Source organism: Alteriqipengyuania lutimaris (genome assembly GCF_003363135.1).
Lineage (GTDB): Bacteria > Pseudomonadota > Alphaproteobacteria > Sphingomonadales > Sphingomonadaceae > Alteriqipengyuania > Alteriqipengyuania lutimaris.
The window spans coordinates 1,164,906-1,182,262 of sequence record NZ_QRBB01000001.1; the positions used below are offsets into that span (position 1 = coordinate 1,164,906).

The 17,357-nt window shown below is 66.8% G+C and carries 10 protein-coding genes; 5 read left to right on the forward strand and 5 right to left on the reverse strand.

From position 1 onward, the window contains the following. The first annotated feature begins 4 nt into the window (after positions 1-4). Complete coding sequence (locus tag DL238_RS05800; RefSeq protein WP_115491395.1) at positions 5-730, forward strand: endonuclease/exonuclease/phosphatase family protein; 726 nt, start codon at positions 5-7, stop codon at positions 728-730. Between the two features lie 30 nt (positions 731-760). On the opposite strand, the gene DL238_RS05805 is transcribed toward DL238_RS05800, so the two are convergent. Further along, positions 761-2,635 carry an ABC-F family ATP-binding cassette domain-containing protein gene (locus DL238_RS05805; RefSeq protein WP_115491396.1) on the reverse strand — a complete coding sequence of 625 codons (1,875 nt, stop codon included), beginning with the start codon at positions 2,633-2,635 and terminating at the stop codon, positions 761-763. 92 nt (positions 2,636-2,727) lie between these two features. Between DL238_RS05805 and DL238_RS05810 the strand changes: the two genes are divergently transcribed. The 4 genes from DL238_RS05810 to DL238_RS05825 all read left to right on the forward strand — a co-directional run bounded on the left by DL238_RS05810 (position 2,728) and on the right by DL238_RS05825 (position 8,807). Further along, positions 2,728-2,988, forward strand: coding sequence for a hypothetical protein (locus DL238_RS05810; RefSeq protein ID WP_115491397.1), 261 nt, complete (start codon positions 2,728-2,730; stop codon positions 2,986-2,988). Between the two features lie 127 nt (positions 2,989-3,115). Continuing rightward, the gene (gene recQ / locus DL238_RS05815; protein WP_407640841.1) at positions 3,116-4,927 is read left to right on the forward strand and encodes a DNA helicase RecQ; all 1,812 of its coding nucleotides are present in this window, start codon (positions 3,116-3,118) and stop codon (positions 4,925-4,927) included. Between the two features lie 136 nt (positions 4,928-5,063). Beyond that, positions 5,064-7,967: a M16 family metallopeptidase gene (locus DL238_RS05820; RefSeq protein WP_181883838.1), complete on the forward strand. Its 2,904-nt coding sequence runs from the start codon at positions 5,064-5,066 to the stop codon at positions 7,965-7,967. 123 nt (positions 7,968-8,090) lie between these two features. Beyond that, complete coding sequence (locus DL238_RS05825; protein ID WP_115491400.1) at positions 8,091-8,807, forward strand: Crp/Fnr family transcriptional regulator; 717 nt, start codon at positions 8,091-8,093, stop codon at positions 8,805-8,807. A gap of 86 nt (positions 8,808-8,893) precedes the next feature. Here DL238_RS05825 and DL238_RS05830 read toward each other — a convergent pair whose 3' ends face one another. The 4 genes from DL238_RS05830 to ppc all read right to left on the reverse strand — a co-directional run bounded on the left by DL238_RS05830 (position 8,894) and on the right by ppc (position 17,292). After that, entirely contained in the window at positions 8,894-10,261 is a 1,368-nt protein-coding gene (locus DL238_RS05830; protein WP_115491401.1) for an efflux transporter outer membrane subunit, read from the reverse strand. Then, positions 10,258-13,374, reverse strand: coding sequence for an efflux RND transporter permease subunit (locus DL238_RS05835; RefSeq protein WP_115492791.1), 3,117 nt, complete (start codon positions 13,372-13,374; stop codon positions 10,258-10,260). Before DL238_RS05835 ends, DL238_RS05830 begins: the two co-directional genes overlap by 4 nt. Further along, positions 13,364-14,449, reverse strand: a complete 1,086-nt coding sequence (locus DL238_RS05840) for an efflux RND transporter periplasmic adaptor subunit (protein WP_234030979.1) — start codon at positions 14,447-14,449, stop codon at positions 13,364-13,366. The genes DL238_RS05835 and DL238_RS05840 overlap by 11 nt, the downstream gene beginning before the upstream one ends. 176 nt (positions 14,450-14,625) lie before the next feature. Continuing rightward, positions 14,626-17,292 carry a phosphoenolpyruvate carboxylase gene (ppc, locus tag DL238_RS05845; RefSeq protein WP_115491403.1) on the reverse strand — a complete coding sequence of 889 codons (2,667 nt, stop codon included), beginning with the start codon at positions 17,290-17,292 and terminating at the stop codon, positions 14,626-14,628. Between the last annotated feature and the right edge of the window lie 65 nt (positions 17,293-17,357).

Genomic DNA, 17,357 nt, shown 5'->3' on the forward strand with positions numbered 1-17,357 from the left:
CCCGATGGACGACGCCGCTTCCGATGCCAGCTTCAAGCTTGTCAGTTACAACATCCACAAGGCGATCGGCACGGACCGTAAGCGCGATCCCGTGCGCATCCTCAAAGTGCTGGGCGAGGTCGATGCGGACATCGTGATCCTGCAGGAGGCGGACCGGCGGTTCGGCGAGCGGGAGCGCACTCTGCCCGATTTCCTGGTCGAACAGCATACCGACTATGTGCCGGTACCCTTCGATGTGCAGCACGATTCGATGGGCTGGCACGGCAATACGATCATGGTCCGGCGCGATATCGCCGTGCTCGAGCATGACGTTCTCCATATCCCCTTCCTGGAACCGCGCGGCGTCGTGACCGCGACCCTGCGGCTTCCGGCCGGGCCGGAACTGACTGTGTTCGGCATGCATCTGGACCTGTCCGGTCTGTGGCGCGTGCGGCAGGCCCGGGCGATTTCCAGACTCGCGCAGGCGGCGCAGGAACAGCGGCCAACGCTCCTGGCCGGCGACCTCAACGAATGGCGCCCCAATGGCGGTTGTCTGAAGGAATTCGCGCGTCACTTCACGCTGCTCGATTGCGGTCGCAGCTTCCACAGCCTGCGCCCGCTCGGCCGGCTCGACCGGATCATGCACGGTAGCCCGCTTGAGGCACTGGCCTACGGCGTGCATCGCAGCGCTTTGGCCTCGCGTGCGTCCGACCATTTGCCCGTATGGGCCGAGTTCCGCCTGCCGGGCTGAGAGCCGGGTCTGGCCTCGGCCTGCAGGATACTAGCCGTGCCCGATCGCCTCGAGTGCGGCGCCTGCGGCCAGCCACGCTTCTTCGGCCTCGGCCAGGCGGTCGGCGACTTCGGCGCGCTCTCTCAGGAGCTCTTCCATCGGTGCAGCGCCCCGGTCGCCTTCCTTCCCGGTGCGTTCGAGGATCAACCCATCGAGCTTCGCCACATCGGCTGTCAGGCGTTCTACCGCTTTTTCCGCCTTGGTCAGTTCCGACTTGGCGTAGCGCGCCTTCCCCTCGCTGTTGCCCCCGCGCGATCCGCGAGATTTTCCGCTATCCTTCCCGCCACGCCGGTCCTCCTTGGGTTTGCGACCCAAGACCAAATCGATGTAGTCCTGCATGCTCCCGGCATATTCGCGCGCGGTCCCGGCATCGACCAGGATCAGCCGGTCGGCGGTCAGTTCGACCATGTGGCGATCGTGGCTGATGAGGATGACGGCGCCCGAATAATCGTTGAGCGCCTGGATCAGCGCTTCGCGCGCGTCGACGTCGAGGTGGTTGGTCGGCTCGTCGAGGATCAGGAGATGCGGCGCGTCGCGCGTGATCAGCGCCAGCGCCAGCCGCGCACGCTCCCCGCCCGAAAGCTTGTCCACCCGCTGCTGCGCGCGCGGGCCCGAAAACCCGAACCGCCCCAGCTGCGCGCGCACCGCGCCCTGGGCCGCGCCGTCCATCGCGCGGTTCATCAGGTCCAGCGGCGTGTCCTCGCCCGCCAGTTCCTCCACCTGGTACTGCGTGAAATAGCCCACCTTCAGGCGACCCGGAGCGTTCACTTCGCCCTCGGCGGCGTCGAGCTGCGACGCCAGAAGCCGTGCCAGCGTGGTCTTGCCGTTGCCGTTGCGGCCCAGCAGGGCGATGCGATCGTCGGCTTCGATGCGGAAGTTCAGGCGTTTGAGGATGGGAGGCGCTTCGCCATATCCCACGGCCGCCTGATCGAGCGTGATCATCGGCGACTTCATCTCCTCCGGATCGGGGAAATCGAAGCTGAGGCTCGGGTCTTCCATCAGCGCCGCGATGGGCTGCATCTTGGCGAGCATCTTCGCGCGCGACTGCGCCTGCTTGGCGGTGGAGGCGCGTGCGCTGTTGCGTGCGACATAGTCCTGCAACCGCGCGCGTTGCGCATCCTGCGACGCCTTGGCCGCCGCCAGCTGTGCCGCGCGTTCGGCGCGCTGCTTCTCGAACGCGTCGTACCCGCCGGGATAGAGCGTCAGCTGGCCGCCCTGGAGGTGCAGGATGTGGTCGACGACCTTGTTCAGAAGGTCGCGTTCGTGGCTGATCACCACCAGCGTCGCGGGATAGGACTTGAGGAAGTTCTCCAGCCACAGCGTCGCTTCGAGATCGAGGTGGTTCGATGGCTCGTCCAGCAGCAGGATGTCGGGTTCGGAGAACAGCAGTGCGCCCAGCGCAATGCGCATCTTCCAGCCGCCGGAGAAGCTGTCCACCGGGCGCTGCTGCATTTCCTCGTCGAAGCCGAGGCCGTTCAGGATCTTGGCCGCCCGCGCCGGCGCGCTGTAGGCGTCGATCGCGAGCAGGCGATCGTGGACATCGCCCATCCGGTCCATATCGGTGCAGGTTTCCAGCTCTTCGAGCAGTTCCGCACGCTCGGTCGCGGAGGCCAGCACGACCTCTTCGGGGGTCATCGCGCCGCTGGGCGCTTCCTGCGCGATATAGCCGATGCGCGAGCGCGACGGCTTGCTGACTTCGCCCTCGTCGGGTTCTATCTCGCCGATGAGCGCTTTCATGAGCGTGGACTTGCCCGCGCCGTTGCGCCCGATGAGGCCGACGCGCGCGCCCACCGGCACGGTCGCGCTCGCGCGTTCGAGAATGGGCCGCCCGCCCAGCCGCACTGTGACACCGTCGATGGTAAGCATGCGCGCGCCCCTAGCAGGCATGGCGCCCGCCGCCCAAAGAAAATAGAAGGCGTGTCGCTTGCACGATGCGCCGGGTGCGCTAGCGCTGACGCATGGAGATGCAAGACCTGCTGCTGCGCTACTTCGGGACGCCCGATCTGGCCGATGTCGATCCCGTTGCGCTGCCTGCCGGCATTGATCGCATGCTCGTCGATTTCGGGCTGGAGCGCGATCGCGGCCGACGCTTCGCGCTCTGGACGCTGCTCTACATGCTCGACGCGGCTCCCGATCTGGATGTCGCGTTCAAGGATCCGGCGGACCGGGAGGCGGCACGCAACATGATGGACATGATCGCCGCCACCAAGCCGGACTGAGGCGCGCGGGTGGCATTCTCGCCCGATCCCGCTGCCGGGACGCGCGGCTGCGCTGCCTCCCGAAGTCTTGGTACAGCCGCACGGCAAGCGCTTCTCTGCCGCAGACCGATCTGGCATGGCCGTGGACATGACCGTCGAAGCACGCCCCGCCGAAGAGTCCTCGCCCATGCTGGACAAGCTGCACGAGGTTTTCGGCTTCCGGTCCTTCCGGGGCGTGCAGCAGCAGGTCGTGGACCGCGTCATGGAAGGACAGTCGACGCTTGCGGTCATGCCGACGGGGGCAGGCAAGTCGCTGACCTATCAGCTGCCCGCCACGATGCTGGAGGGCACCTGCGTCGTCATCAGCCCGCTGATAGCGCTGATGCACGACCAGCTGCGCAGCGCGAGCGCGAACGGCATCCGAGCCGCTACGCTAACGAGCGCAGACGAGAACCGTGCCGAGACGGTCCAGCGCCTGCGTGCGGGCGAATTGGATTTGCTCTATGTCGCGCCCGAACGCGCGAGCCAGGGCCATTTCCGCGATCTTCTGTCGCAGTGCCGGATAGCGCTTTTCGCGATCGACGAGGCGCATTGCGTCTCCGAATGGGGGCACGATTTCCGGCCCGACTACCGGCTTCTTCACCCATTGATGGACCAGTTCGCGCAGGTGCCGCGCCTTGCGCTTACCGCCACTGCGGATGCGCACACCCGCTCCGATATCCTGACCCAGCTGGGGATCGCGCCCGAAGGCCTGATCGTCGCCGGGTTCGACCGGCCCAACATCCGCTACACCATTCGTCCGCGCAATTCTCTCACTCAGCAGCTGCGCGGCCTGCTCGACGAGAACCCCGGCCCCGGCATCGTGTACGCGCAGACCCGCGCCGCGACCGAGCGGCTGGCAGCCTCGCTGTCCGACGGAAAGCGCGAGGTGCGCTGCTATCACGCTGGCCTGCCGCCCGAAACGCGCGCCGTGAACCAGGCGGCCTTCGTGGCGAGCGAGAACATGGTGATGTGCGCCACGGTCGCCTTCGGCATGGGGATCGACAAGCCCGACGTCCGCTTCGTCGCCCATGCAGGGCTGCCGAAATCGATCGAGTCCTACTATCAGGAAACGGGCAGGGCGGGGCGCGACGGCGACCCCTCGGCGGCGCACCTGTTCTGGGGCGCGGACGATTTCGCAAGGGCGCGCATGCGCATCGGCGAGGTGGGCGAAGCCCGCCAGCAGGGCGAACGTACGCGGCTGGCGGCGCTGGGCGCGCTGGTCGAGACCGCCAGCTGCCGCCGCGCGATCCTGCTGCGCCATTTCGGCGAGAACCCGCCCGAGACCTGCGGTAATTGCGACAATTGCCTGAACCCGCCCAAGGCCGTCGATGCGACGGTCGTGGCGCAGAAATACCTCTCCGCCGTGGCGCGCACGCGGCAGATGTATGGCGCGGGGTACATCGAAAGCGTGCTGACCGGGCAGTCGAGCGAACGCAGCCGCGCGCAGGGCCATGACACGCTGTCTGTCTTCGGGATTGTCGAGGGCGAGGAAGCCGCGCTGCTCAAGCCCGTGCACCGCGCGCTGCTGGTGCGCGGCGCGCTGCTGCCGACCGAGCATGGCGGGATGATGCTGGGCCCCGAAGCGCGCGGTTTCCTGAAAGGAGAGGAACCGCTCGATCTGGTCATTCCGCCCAAGCGGGTAGGCGGCAAGGGTCGCAGGACTACGGGCGGATCGGGCCAGGCGCTCAACCCCGTCGGCGATCCGCTATTCGACGCGCTGCGCGAATTGCGACGCGATCTGGCGAAGGAGCATCAGGTCCCGCCATACGTCATCTTCCACGACTCCGTCCTGCGCGACATGGCCGGCCTCAGGCCCCAGACGCGCGCGCTGCTGGGCGAGCTGCCGGGCATCGGGTCGAAGAAGCTGGAGGCCTATGGCGACGCCTTCCTCGCGGTCATCCGCCAATACGAGCGCTAGGCGTTGCAGCTTGCGCCCGTTGCTTGCGCGCTTGCGCATTGCCTCTGCGCCATCGGTATCGGACATTTGCACTATGTCGACGTTTGCTATCACTGCTAACCTCTTGGCGCTCGTTTCAATCGATCGAAGGATGCCCATGCACCGCTTGTCCCGCGATAGCCGTTTCTCCTCCTCCTTCATGGCGATCGCCGTCGGCCTGTCGCTGGCCCTCGCTTCCGGTGCGGCCGCGCAGACCGCCCCGTCTTCCACGCAGGATGGGAATACGCAGGAAGCTGCGCAGCGTACGTCGACGGGTGTACCCGAATGGGGCATCGAGAGCCCGGCCTTCGAAGCCGATCCCGACGTCGTCTTCGGCGTCTTGCCAAATGGCATGCGCTACGCCCTGCAGAGGAACGCGACACCGCCCGACGAAGCGGCGATCCGGTTCAATGTGCAGGTCGGCAGTCGCGAGGAAACGGCGGCGGAAAACGGCGCGGCGCATTTTGTCGAGCACATGGCCTTCAACGGCTCGACCGACATTCCGGAAGGCGATCTGCTGCCGATCCTCGAGCGGCTGGGCCTCGCATTCGGTGCGGACACAAACGCGGAAACCTCGCTCGACTATACGACCTACAAGCTCGCCCTGCCAAACCTGCAAGACGAGACGGTCGATACGGCGCTGATGGTCATTCGCGAAATGGCGGGCGAGCTCACTTTCGATCCGGACGCGGTCGAGCGGGAACGTGGCATCCTGCTGAGCGAGGCGCAGGTTCGCAACAATCCCCAGCGGCGACGCGGGGCCGACTACTTGGCCGCCGCCCTTCCGGGATCGCGCCTCGGCGACCGGATCAACGCCGATGTCGAGCGGATCCGGAATATCTCGGCGGCTGACCTTCGCGCGTTTTACGAAGGCTACTACCGTCCCGAGCGCGCGACGCTGGTGATCGTCGGCGATTTCGACGTGGCCGAAATGCAGCGCAAGGTCGAAGCGGAATTCTCCGACTGGCAGGGCGAGGGCGAAGCGCGACCGCTATACGACGGTCCGGTCGCCTCGCCGTCGCAGCCGGCGATCTCCAATTTCGTCGATCCTTCGATTACGGAAATCGTCGAGCTCCAGCGAATTTCGGATTGGGACCCGACGCCGAACACGGTCGAGGCGCAACGCGACGAGGCGCTGCGGGCCATTGCCGGGGTCGCGCTTTCCAACCGCATCAATGCGCTGTCGCGGGCCGCGGATTCTCCGACGCTCGGCGGACAGGTCGCCGGCCAGCCGCTCTTCCGCAGCGCGCGCTCCTACGGTTTGCTCACCGTCGCCAAGGACGGCCAGTGGCGCGAGACGCTGGCGCTGGCCGAGCAGGAGCTGCGGCGGGCGCAGCAATACGGCTTTACCAGCGACGAAATCGTCGAGGCGAAGGCGAATATCGAAACGGCGCTGACCAACGCGGTCGCACAGGCGGATGGTCGATCGAGCGCGGCGCTGGCCGAAGGCCTCGTTGCCGCGAGCCTGAACGAGGCGGTGCCGCTGTCGCCCGAAGGCAATCTCGCCTTCTATCGCGCGATCGAGCCTTCGCTGACCGCCGAGGCGGTGAGCGGCGCTTTCCAGGCCGCATGGCAGGACGGGCCGAGCGTGGTGCATGTCTCCACCAAGCGGCCGATCGAAGGGGGCGAGGCAAAAATTGCGGCGGCGCTGCAGGAAAGCGCGTCTGTGGCCGTTGCTCCGCCCGCAGAAGCCGAAGCGGTCGAATTCGCCTATTCCGAGTGGGGCGAGCCCGGGCGCGTGGTGGCGGACGAGACGATCGCCGACTTGGGCATCCGGACCGTCCGGTTCGAAAATGGCCTGCAGCTCAATATGAAGGTGACCGACTTCGAGCCTGGACGCATCGCCTTTTCGATGAGGGTAGGCGAGGGGACGTCCGCGTTCCCGACGGACAAGCCGGGGCTGCAGCAACTAGTGCCGATCGCGATCAGCCTCGACGGGCTGGAGGCACATACGCCGGACGAATTGCGCCGCGTGCTCGCGGGAGAGCAAGTCGCGCTCGGCCTGAGCGGATCGACCGGCGCGCTCGTCTCGTCGGGGACGACCACGAAGGACGACCTCGAGTTGCAGCTCGACCTGCTGGCCGCACAACTGACGGCCCCCGCATGGCGACCGGAAACGCAGGCACAGCTGGCCGGTGTCATCCCCGTCGCGGTCAACAATATCCGGTCCGCGCCGACGCAGGTCCTCTCCGCCGCGCTCAATTCGGTGCTCGCGGGTGGCGACGCGAGGCTCGGGACGACCGAGGTGAGCAGGCTTGCGGAGCTGTCGCTCGACGATGTTCGCGCTGCGGTCGCCCCGCAGCTGGCGCAGGGAGCGCTGGCGGTCGGGCTGGTCGGCGATTTCGATCCCGAAGCCGCAATCTCGGCGGTCGCCGCGACACTCGGCACGCTTCCCGCGCGCGAGGTCCGCAGCGAGTCCGTAACTTCCTCAGCACCGGTGTCCTTCGTCGAGGATCGTTCCCCGGTCACGCTGACGCATACGGGCGAAAGCGATCAGGGCGCGCTGTCGCTCAGCTGGAAGACCGACGACAGCGAAGATCTGCGGGACGATATCACTCGCGATCTGCTGGCTGCGGTGATGACCCTGCGTTTGACCGAAACCCTGCGCGAAGAGCTTGGCACCACCTATTCGCCGCAAGCTTTCAGCTTTTCGCAGAGCACCTATGACGGGTTCGGCCATCTGACGGCCGTCGCCACGGTTGCGCCCGAAGCGATGGACGATGCGGCGCGCGTCGTCCGCGAGATTGCGGCCGAAATGGCTGCCGAGCCGGTCGCCGACGACCTTCTCGAGCGTGCGCGCAATCCGATCCGCGAGGGATACGAGCGCGCGGAGAGCGCGAACTCGGGATGGGTCAGCCTTGTTGCGGCGGCGCAGAGCGATCCGGACCTGCTCGATCGCAGGCGCGCGCGGCTCGCGATCCTCAACGAGGTGACGCCGGCGACGATCCAGGCTGCCGCGCGCACGTACCTGCAGGGCAGCGCCCCGGTCGAAATGCGTGTGACACCGGAGGATGCGGACTGAGGCACTGACGGGAGTCCTCCCGGGTCCGTCCGTCCGTATTCGCGCGACCCGAGGAACGCCGCGCGGATTTGGCCAATCGGCATCTTCACCGATCGCGTGAATTTCGCTAGGTCGCGAGAGGTCATGGACCAGCCCTTCCTCAATCGCGGCACGAACTTTTGCGACGCCTGTACGGTGCGCAATCGCGCGATCTGCGGCGATCTGGACAACGAAGAGATCGTCGCGCTCAACGCGATCGGGCAACGCCGGCAACTCGCGGCGGGCGAGAACCTGCTGTGGGAAGGCGAGGAAGCCGTGGTGGTCGCGAACGTGGTGGAAGGGCTGCTGAAGCTCTCGACCAGCACGGCCGAGGGCAAGGAACAGATCCTCGGCCTCGCCTTTCCCGCCGATTTCATCGGGCGCCCGTTCGGTCACTCCACGCCCTATTCGGTCGAGGCGCTCACTGACGTGCTGGTCTGCGTCTTCCGCCGGGCCGATTTCGACCGCTTCGCGCGCGCGCATCCCAACCTCGAACACAAGCTGCTGGAGCGCACGCTTACGGAACTCGATCGCACGCGGAAATGGATGCTGCTGCTCGGCCGGATGACGGCGGAACAGCGCGTGGCGACCTTCCTGCTCGATCTGTCGTCGCGGGTCCCGGCGGGCGAACCGGGCGGGATGCCGGTCGATGCTTTCGAGCTGAAGCTCAGCCGGGGGCAGATCGCCGACGTGCTGGGGCTGACGATCGAAACCGTCAGCCGCGTATTCACCAAGCTCAAACAAGCCGGGGTCCTGTCTCTCCCCAATCGCAGGGAGGTCGCGATAGAGGACCGCGAAGCGCTCGTGCGGCTCGCCAGCTAGCGAGCTCTCTCCGATTGATATGCGCCGTGCCGGCCGCCGCAACCGGAATGCCGACCGGTACAGGATGCGCGTTCGCTCGTTCTCGCCTAGGAAGGCCTTTCGGGCTCTTCCTGCGAACCGATCGCCGCGTGGAACGAGACGAAGGATGTGGCGAGCGCGGCCTGGCTGTCGATCAGCGACTGGCGGCTCGCAATCAGCTGGCGCTGCGCGTCGAGCAAGTCGAACAAGGTCGCCAGCCCCTCGCGGTAGAGCGCATCCGACTGCTCCAGAGCGGCCTCGCTCTGCTCGATGGCTTCGGACAGCGCATCGATACGCTGGCCATTCGCGTCGAGTGCGACGAGCGAATTTTCCACTTCGCCGAGCGCTTCGAGGAAGGTGAGCCGGTACTCGCCGAAGCGCGCGTCGGCCTCCGCTTCAGCGGCTTCGACTTCGGCCCTGCGGCGCCCGCCATCGAACAGCGGCAGGTCGAGTGCCGCACCGATGCTTGCGATAAATTCGTCGAGGATGCCGCCGATCGACCCATCGCCCAGCGCCACGCTGGCGGGAATGGTGAGCGAGGGGCGAAGGTCCGCCTGCTCGATCCCGACATCGGCGGCGGCGCGCAGCAGCGCGGCTTCGGCGGCGAGGATATCCGCGCGGCGGCGCAGCAGGTCGACGGGCGTGCCCGCCGGCGGCCCGCCAGCATAGTCGGGAATGGTACTGTCGCCGATAGGCGCGGGCGGCTCGAACAGGCCGGGTGGCTGTCCCAGTAGGATCGCCAGCCGATTGGCCGCGCCCGCGCGCGCGATCTCGATCAGGCCGCGACGTGCACGTGTCTGCGCGAGATCCGCTGCCGCCCGGCGCACGTCCAGATTGGCGGCGAGCCCGGCCTCGAACCGCAGGGTCACGATCCTGAGCGTGCGCTCCTGCAATTCGGTCGACTGCGCCACGAGCTCGAGCTGCGCGCCGGTGCGGCGATATTCGATATATTGCGCCGCGATGGCAGCCGCGACGAGCCGCCGCTGGTCGGCGACGATATATTCCGCCTGCGCATAGTCCGCCGCAGCGGCGCGTATCTCCGCGGCGAGCCGCCCCGAAATGTCGGGATCGAAGGTGCCGAGCAGGCCGACGCTTGCAGCATCGCTGTCGAACGTGCCGAGCCCGATGGAGGCATCGGCGGCGCCGTCCACGCGCGGCAGCCGGTCCGCGCGCTCGGCGCGCAGCAGCGCCGCCGCGCCGCGCAGCCGGTCGCGCGCGATGGCGATGTCGATATTGGCGGCGAGGCCCTGTTCGACCAGTTCCTCCAGAACCGGGTCGTTGAAGCCTTCCCACCAGTCTTCCGCCACGCCGCTTTCCGGCAGATCTCCCGCGTAAGCCTGCGGCGCGAGGACCGGACGCTCTGCGGGATATTGCTCGATCGACGCGCAGGCCGAAAGCGCGAGGGCGGCACAGGACAAGGGGGCAATACGGATCATGCGGGCGCCATGGTCATGTCTTCGTCGAGCGCGTCGATCTCCTCGTTCAGCTTGGCAAGATCGACGCTCCGCGGCTGCCCGAAGCGTGCGATCACGAGGTACAGAACCGGCGTGAGGAACAGGGTGAACAGGCTCGCGATGCCGAGCCCGCCGAAGATGACCCAGCCGATCGACTGGCGTGCTTCGGCCCCCGCACCGCTCGCGAGGATCAGCGGGGTTGCGCCGATCACGGTGGAGATCAGCGTCATGGTGATCGGGCGCAGGCGGATGGCGGCGGCTTCCTCTACCGCTTCGCGCACGCTGCGGCCCTGATGGCGTAGCTGATCCGCGAATTCGACGATCAACACCCCGTTTTTGGCCATCAGCCCGATCAGCATGACGAGACCGATCTGCGAATAGATGTTGAGCGAGACGCCCGACAGGAACAGCGCGAAGACCGCCGCAGCGAGCGCAAAGGGTACCGTCAAGAGTACCACAAGCGCACTGGTGAGGCTTTCAAACTGGGCTACGAGCACCAGAAAGACGATCGCGAGCGCAAAGCCGTAGGTCAGCATCAGCGCGTTGGAGCTTTCCTCGAGGCTTTCGGCATCGCCCTGCAGCAGCATGTCGATATCGTCCGCCACCGCCTCTTCCGCCAGCCGTTCGACCTCGTCGACCGCATCGCGCAGCGGCGTTCCGGCGGCGATATCCATGTCGACCTCGATCGCGCGGCGCTGCTCGGTCCGGTCGAGTTCGGCGGCGATGCCCTGTTCGACGATCGTGGTCACGGCGGACAGCGGCACGAGGCGGTTGCTGCCGGCGTCCGGGGACGAGCCGCGCACGTAGAGATTGCGCAGGTCGTTGGGATTGGTGACGCTGATCGCCTGCGCGGTGAGGAAGATTGGCACCGCCTGGTCGCCGACATTGAGATCGACCAGTTCCTCGCCCCCCACCATCGCGCGCAAGGTCTGCGACAGGTCTTCCAGATCGACGCCGAGGTCGGAGGCGCGCTGGCGGTCGATGCGGATCGAAAGCTGCGGCTGGGTCGGCTGGTAGGAAATATCGGCGTTGGAGAGGATGTCGGACTGCGTATCGATCGCCGTGGCGAGGGCGTCGGCGCTTTCGTAGATCCGGTCGTATTCAGGGCCGGTCAGCGCGACCTCCAGCCCTTCGCCGCCGCCGCCGAAGCTGAGCGTGCCGCGCCCGCGCGCATTGGTACGCGAGCCGGGGATTTCGGACAGCGGTTCGTTGAGTTCCTGGACGATCTCCGTCTGGCTGCGGTCGCGCTCGCTCCAGTCGGCCAGCTCCGCCGTCACGCGCACGCGGTTGGGGTCATAACGGCCGACGATGGAAAAGGTGCTCGTGATCACGCCGCTCTCCAGATAGGGCTCCAGCACCTGTTCGACCTCGTCCAGTTCGCGGTCCATGAAGGCGAGCCCCACGCCGTCCGGGCCGGTCGCATCCACCGTGATCACGCCGCGATCCTCGTCGGGCACGAGCTCGTTGTCGAGCTGGGTGTAGAGCAGTCCGGCCAGCGCGGCGATTACGACCGATCCGGCAATCATCGCCTTGGGCGCGCCGAGCGCGCGGTGCAGGAGCCGCTCGTACCCATCGGTTGTCTTGCGTCCGAAGCGCGACAGGCGGCTGTTGCCTTGCGTGTCGCTCGTCAGGTCGAACTTCGCGGCAAGCGCAGGCACGAGCGAGAGCGCCACGAAGCTCGACAGGATCACCGCGACTGCCAGCACGAAGCCGAATTCGCGGAACAGCCGCCCGGTCTCCGACGGCAGGAAACTGATCGGCACGAAGACTGAGACGAGCACGGCGGTCGTCGCCACCACCGCGAAGAACACCTGCCGCGTTCCCACGACCGCCGCAGCGCGCCGTCCCAGCCCCTTGTTCTGCAACCGCTGCGCGTTTTCCAGCACCACGATCGCGTCGTCGACGATCAGCCCCGTGGCGAGAACCAGCGCGAGCAGGGTCAGCAGGTTGATCGAGAAGCCCATGATCCAGATCCCTGCGACCACACCCACCAGCGCGACTGGGATCGTGGTGCTCGGGATCATCGTGGGCCGCCAGGCGCGGAAGAAAATGAGCATCGTCGCCACCACCACGGCGATGGTGAAGGCCAGCGTGATCAGGACTTCGCGCACCGAGATGCGGATGAATTCGGCATCGTCTGACACGATCTGAAGCTCGACATCGTCGAACCGGCGATTGACCCGCTTGACCGCCTGCCGGATCGAGTCCGAAATCTGGATCGTGTTCGAGCTGGCCTGCCGCACCACGCCCAGCCCGATGATCGGTTCGCCATCGAGGCGGACGAAATTGCTCGCATTGGCGGGCGCGAAATCGGCCTGGGCGACGTCCCCGACGCGCACATTGTCGCTTATGACCACGCTCTCGATCAGCCCAGGCTCGGTCGCGCTGGCATCGGCGCGCACGACGAGGCTCTGCGCGTCCGAGCGGAAGGAGCCGACGGGCACGTCGAACGGCGCGTCCTGCAGCGCGTCCGCCACGTCGGTCAGCGTCAGGCCGAAGCGGTTGAGCCGCAGCGGATCGACCGCCACGCGCATCTGCCGCTCGCGTGCGCCGAACTGCTCGATGCTGGCGACGCCTTCGGCGGTCAGCAGTTCGGGGATGATGTCGTTGTCGACCAGACGGGTGAGTTCGGACTGGTCGTAGGCATCGCTCAGCACCGCCAGCGTCATGATCGGCTGGGCGTCCTGGTCGGCCTTGACCACCGTCACCTGCTCGACGCGTTCGGGCAGGTCGCGCTGGGTCCGGCTGACGGCTTCGCGCACGTCGGTGGCGGCCGTGTCGAGATCGATGCCGGGGTTAAACTCCACCCGGATGCGCGAGTTGTTCTCCTCGCTCGAGGAGCTGATCTGGCGCACGCCGGAGACTCGGGCGACCGCGTTTTCGAGGATGCTGGTGACCTCGGCATCCATCGTTTCGGGCGCGGCGCCGGGGAGGCTGGCGGTGACCGACACGATCGGGCGGTCGACATTGGGTAGCTCGCGCACTTCCGCACCCAGCAGCGCGGCGACGCCGGCGATCACGATCAGCAGGTTGAGCACACCGATCAGCAGCGGTCGCTTGACCGCCAGCATGGGAAGATCGGTTCTAGTCTCCATCGGCGGCGGCTGCATCCTCGACGCGCACGTTGCGTTCGGGCTCGCGGGCCTGGCGGACGAGGCGGATAGCCTGCCCGTCGCGCACCTTCTGCACGCCTTCGACGATCACGTGATCCTGCCGCGATATGTCCCCATCGACGAACACGCGCCCGTCGCGGCGCGAGGTGATGGTCACGGGCACGCGCACCGCCGCGCCGTCGCGCACCAGGAAGATGTGCGACCCTTCGCCGCCCCAGATGATGGCCTCTTCCGGGATGGCGGCCCGGGTCGCTCCGTTGCGGGAGAAATTGACCCGGAAGCTCATGCCCGGGCGCAACCGGTCCTCGCTATTGGGGATCGCGGTGCGCACGATGAAGTCGCGGCTTTCCTGAGAGATGCGATTATCGGTGGCGACGACCTCGGCCGAAATCGTCCGGCCCGGCTCCGAGAAGGGCACGACCTCCACGCTGTCGCCGCGGCTGAGATTGGCGAACACCTCTTCGGGCGCGAGGAAATCGACGTAGAGCGTGCCGCGCTGGTCGATCTGCGTGATCGGGGTGGAATCGTTGACGCGGTCGCCCACGTCGATCTCGGTCAGGCCGACATGGCCGGAGAACGGCGCACGCACCGTCCGGTCGGCCAGCGACGTTTGCGCCTGGCGCAACTCGACCCGCGCCGCGGCGAGCGCATTTTCGCCCGCTTCGATCTGGCTGTCGGAGATCGCGCCGGTATCCTCGATCCGGCGGTAGCGGCCCAGCAGCTGGCTGGCCTCCTGCACCGCAACGCGTGCCGCCTCGACATCGAGACGCTCCGCGCGACTGTCGAGTTCGAGCAGCGTCGCGCCCTCGCGCACATAGTCGCCGGCGGCGAACCGCACGCGGGTTACGCGGCCCGCCGTCTCGGGAAAAAGCTCGGCAGAGGTCGCCGCGCGCGCGGTGCCGATGGCTTCGACCTGCGACACTTCGGGGAGGAAGCGCACCTCCTGTGCGACGACCGGAACGGGCTCCTCTTCCCGCTCCTCCTCGCCCGAAGAGCAGGCGGCAATCAGCAAGCCGAGGCTGCCGAGCACCATAGTCTTGAAGCGAAATCGGTTCATTGAATTCCCGTCTATGGAACCAGGCAGGCGGACGGAAGCTTTTCCGCGTGTGGTGCAGGACCCGCAACACCTTCTATGGTCGGGGGTTGTCCCAGCCGGTGCCATACGCCGCGGCGAACCCGTTCGGGTCGACAGGCCCGGTCCACTCCTTGCGGATCCGGGGCCGGACAGATGCGTCAGCCGCTATTCCTGAGCGCCGTCGCGATCGCGTTGATCGACAGCTTGATCCCTTCCGCGATCCGCTCGTCGGAATCGCCGGCCCGGTGCCGTTTGAGCAGTTCGAGCTGCAGCAGGTTCAGCGGCTCGATATAGGGCAGCCGCAAGCGGATCGACGCATCGAGCTTCGGCGCGTTTTCGAGCAGGAAGGATTGTCCGGTGATCTCCAGCAAGGCATCGTGCGTCTGCTGCCAGCCGTCGCGGATCTGGCCGAACACCGTCTTTGCCAGGGCGCGATCCTCGACCAGCCCGGAATATTCCCCCGCAATCGCCATGTCCGATTTGGCGAGCACCATCTCCATGTTCGCGAGCGTGTTTTTGAAGAATGGCCATTGTTCGACCATGTCGCGCAGCAGGGCCTTGTCCTCGAACCCGGCGAGCGCCTGACCCGTGCCGTACCAGCCGGGCAGCATGACGCGCGCCTGACTCCACGAGAAGACCCAGGGGATGGCGCGCAGGTCCTCGATCCGGTTCGATGCCTTTCGGCTGGCCGGGCGCGATCCGATATTGAGCGTCGCGATCTCGGCGATCGGGGTCATCTGCCGGAAGACGTCGGGAAACCCTTCGGTCCCGTAGACCAGATCGCGATAGGCGATGAAGGCGCGGTCGGAAATATCGTCCATCGTGGCGGCGAAGGTCTGGTATTCCTTCGTGGCGAGCTTCTGCGGTTCCAGCGTGGCGAGCAGGGTCGCGCTGGCCACGGCGTCGAGGTTCTTTGCCGCGGTTTCGATCGTCCCGTATTTCGCGGCGATGACCTCGCCCTGTTCGGTGATCCGGATGCGCCCGTTGACGGTGCCGTGCGGCTGGCCGCGGATCGCATCGAAGGCGGAGCCGCCGCCACGCCCCACCGAACCGCCGCGGCCATGGAACAGCTGCATGGTGACGCCCGCTTCGGTGAAGACCGGGGCAAGCGCTTCGGAGGCGCGCGCGAGCATCCAGCTGGACGTCAGATAGCCGCCATCCTTGTTGGAATCCGAATAGCCGATCATCACTTCCTGATATCCGCGCGCACTCGTCATGGCGGCGATCTCGGGGATCGCGAAGAAGGCGCGCATGACGTCGGGTGCGCTTTCGAGGTCGCCGATGGTCTCGAACAGAGGGACCGGCATGATCGAGCAGCTCGGCGTGTCGCCGGCCCGATAGAGCCCCGCCTCGCGCACCAGCAGCAGGACCTCGAGCATGTCCGACACGCTTTCGGCCATCGATACGACATATTGCGTGATGCAGTCCGCCCCGAAGGTCTGCTGGGCCTGCGCGACCGCGTCGATGATCGCGAGCTCCTTCGCCGTCGCATCGGAATAGCTGGCCCAGGGCGTGCGCAGCGGACGGTTGCCGGCGAGTTCGTCACGCAGCACGGCGACGCGCTGCTCTTCGTCGAGGGCGAGGTAGTCGACATCCTCGCCCGCGACCTCGAACAGCTCGGCGACCACGCGTTCGTGAACCGAACTGTTCTGCCTGAGGTCGAGCGTGGCGAGATGGAAGCCGAAGGTCTGCACCGCACGGATGAGATGGCCGAGCCCGCCGACCGATCCGAAAGCCTCTCCGCCGATTTCCGCCAGAGACCGGGCGATCTGCCGCAGGTCGGCTTCGAAGGCGTCCGGGCCCGCATAGGGTTCGCCGTCGACGCTCGCCGGGCGGGCAGGCGGCCTGCCGCAGACCTGTTCGAACGTGGCCGCGAGGCGTCCGTAGATGCCGATCAGCGCGCGCCGGAAAGGTTCGTCCTCGCGATGGGTGGACTCATCGCCGCTGGCCTCGGCGAGGGTGACGATTTCGCCCGGAATCTCGGTCAGCTCGCTCGACACGGAAATGTCGGCGCCGAGCTGCTGCAGCGCATCGAGGTAATAGCCGAGCACGGTCTCCGCACCGTGGCTCAGCGCGTATTGCAGGCTGTCCTGCGTCACGAAGGGGTTGCCGTCGCGATCGCCGCCGATCCAGCTGCCGAGCCGCAGGAAGCTTTGCGGCCGCGCCGGGAGCACGCGTTCCCACCGGCGATAGAGTTCGGGCAGCACCGGCAGGAAGACGCTGCGCATGAAGTCGAGCGCGTTGTCGACCTCGTCCACCACGTTGAGCTTGTCGCGCCGCAGGGTGCGGGTGTGCCAGATGAGCGCGATCTGCCGCTCGATTTCCTCTTCGACGGGGCCTGTGTCTTCGCCTTCGGCAAGCACCTCGTCGCGCCGTTTCATCAGGTCGGACAGGCGCGTGCGATGATCGATGATGCTCTTGCGGCGGACCTCGGTCGGGTGCGCCGTCAGCACCGGCACGATCAGCGCGTGATCGAGCTGTTCGAGGATCGTTTCCTCGGTCACGCCGTGTTCGCGCAATTGCCCGATCGCTTCGACGAAGGTCGTCTGCTCGGCCGCGCCGACTGCGTCGCGGTCCTCCGCCAGATTGGCGAGCATCGAGAACAGGCCGAAGCCGCGAACGAAGGCCAGGGTCTCGTCCAGCGAGAGCTTTTCCAGTTCGAGATCGACCAGCTCGTCGCCGCGGTGGCGGTTGATGCTGGAAGAGCGGATGTGCTCGGTGCGCTCGTACAGGCGCTCCCCCCCATGCTCGCGGATCACGTTGCCGAGGGTCTTGCCCAGGAAGCGGATGTCGGCGTTTTGCTGAATGCGGGGGCGGTCGGTCATCTCGTCGTGGGGTTCCCTTGTTCAGGTTCGGATGCGGAGGTGTCGGTCGATCTTCGTAACGTAAG

Excerpts from the sequence above, each read along its gene's own strand:
- DL238_RS05830 (WP_115491401.1), bottom strand. The coding sequence starts at position 10,261 with ATGATCCGTATTGCCCCCTTGTCCTGTGCCGCCCTCGCGCTTTCGGCC.
- DL238_RS05800 (WP_115491395.1), top strand. The coding sequence starts at position 5 with ATGGACGACGCCGCTTCCGATGCCAGCTTCAAGCTTGTCAGTTACAAC.
- recQ (WP_407640841.1), top strand. The coding sequence starts at position 3,116 with ATGACCGTCGAAGCACGCCCCGCCGAAGAGTCCTCGCCCATGCTGGAC.
- DL238_RS05835 (WP_115492791.1), bottom strand. The coding sequence starts at position 13,374 with ATGGAGACTAGAACCGATCTTCCCATGCTGGCGGTCAAGCGACCGCTG.
- DL238_RS05825 (WP_115491400.1), top strand. The coding sequence starts at position 8,091 with ATGGACCAGCCCTTCCTCAATCGCGGCACGAACTTTTGCGACGCCTGT.
- DL238_RS05805 (WP_115491396.1), bottom strand. The coding sequence starts at position 2,635 with ATGCTTACCATCGACGGTGTCACAGTGCGGCTGGGCGGGCGGCCCATT.
- ppc (WP_115491403.1), bottom strand. The coding sequence starts at position 17,292 with ATGACCGACCGCCCCCGCATTCAGCAAAACGCCGACATCCGCTTCCTG.
- DL238_RS05840 (WP_234030979.1), bottom strand. The coding sequence starts at position 14,449 with ATGAACCGATTTCGCTTCAAGACTATGGTGCTCGGCAGCCTCGGCTTG.
- DL238_RS05810 (WP_115491397.1), top strand. The coding sequence starts at position 2,728 with ATGGAGATGCAAGACCTGCTGCTGCGCTACTTCGGGACGCCCGATCTG.
- DL238_RS05820 (WP_181883838.1), top strand. The coding sequence starts at position 5,064 with ATGCACCGCTTGTCCCGCGATAGCCGTTTCTCCTCCTCCTTCATGGCG.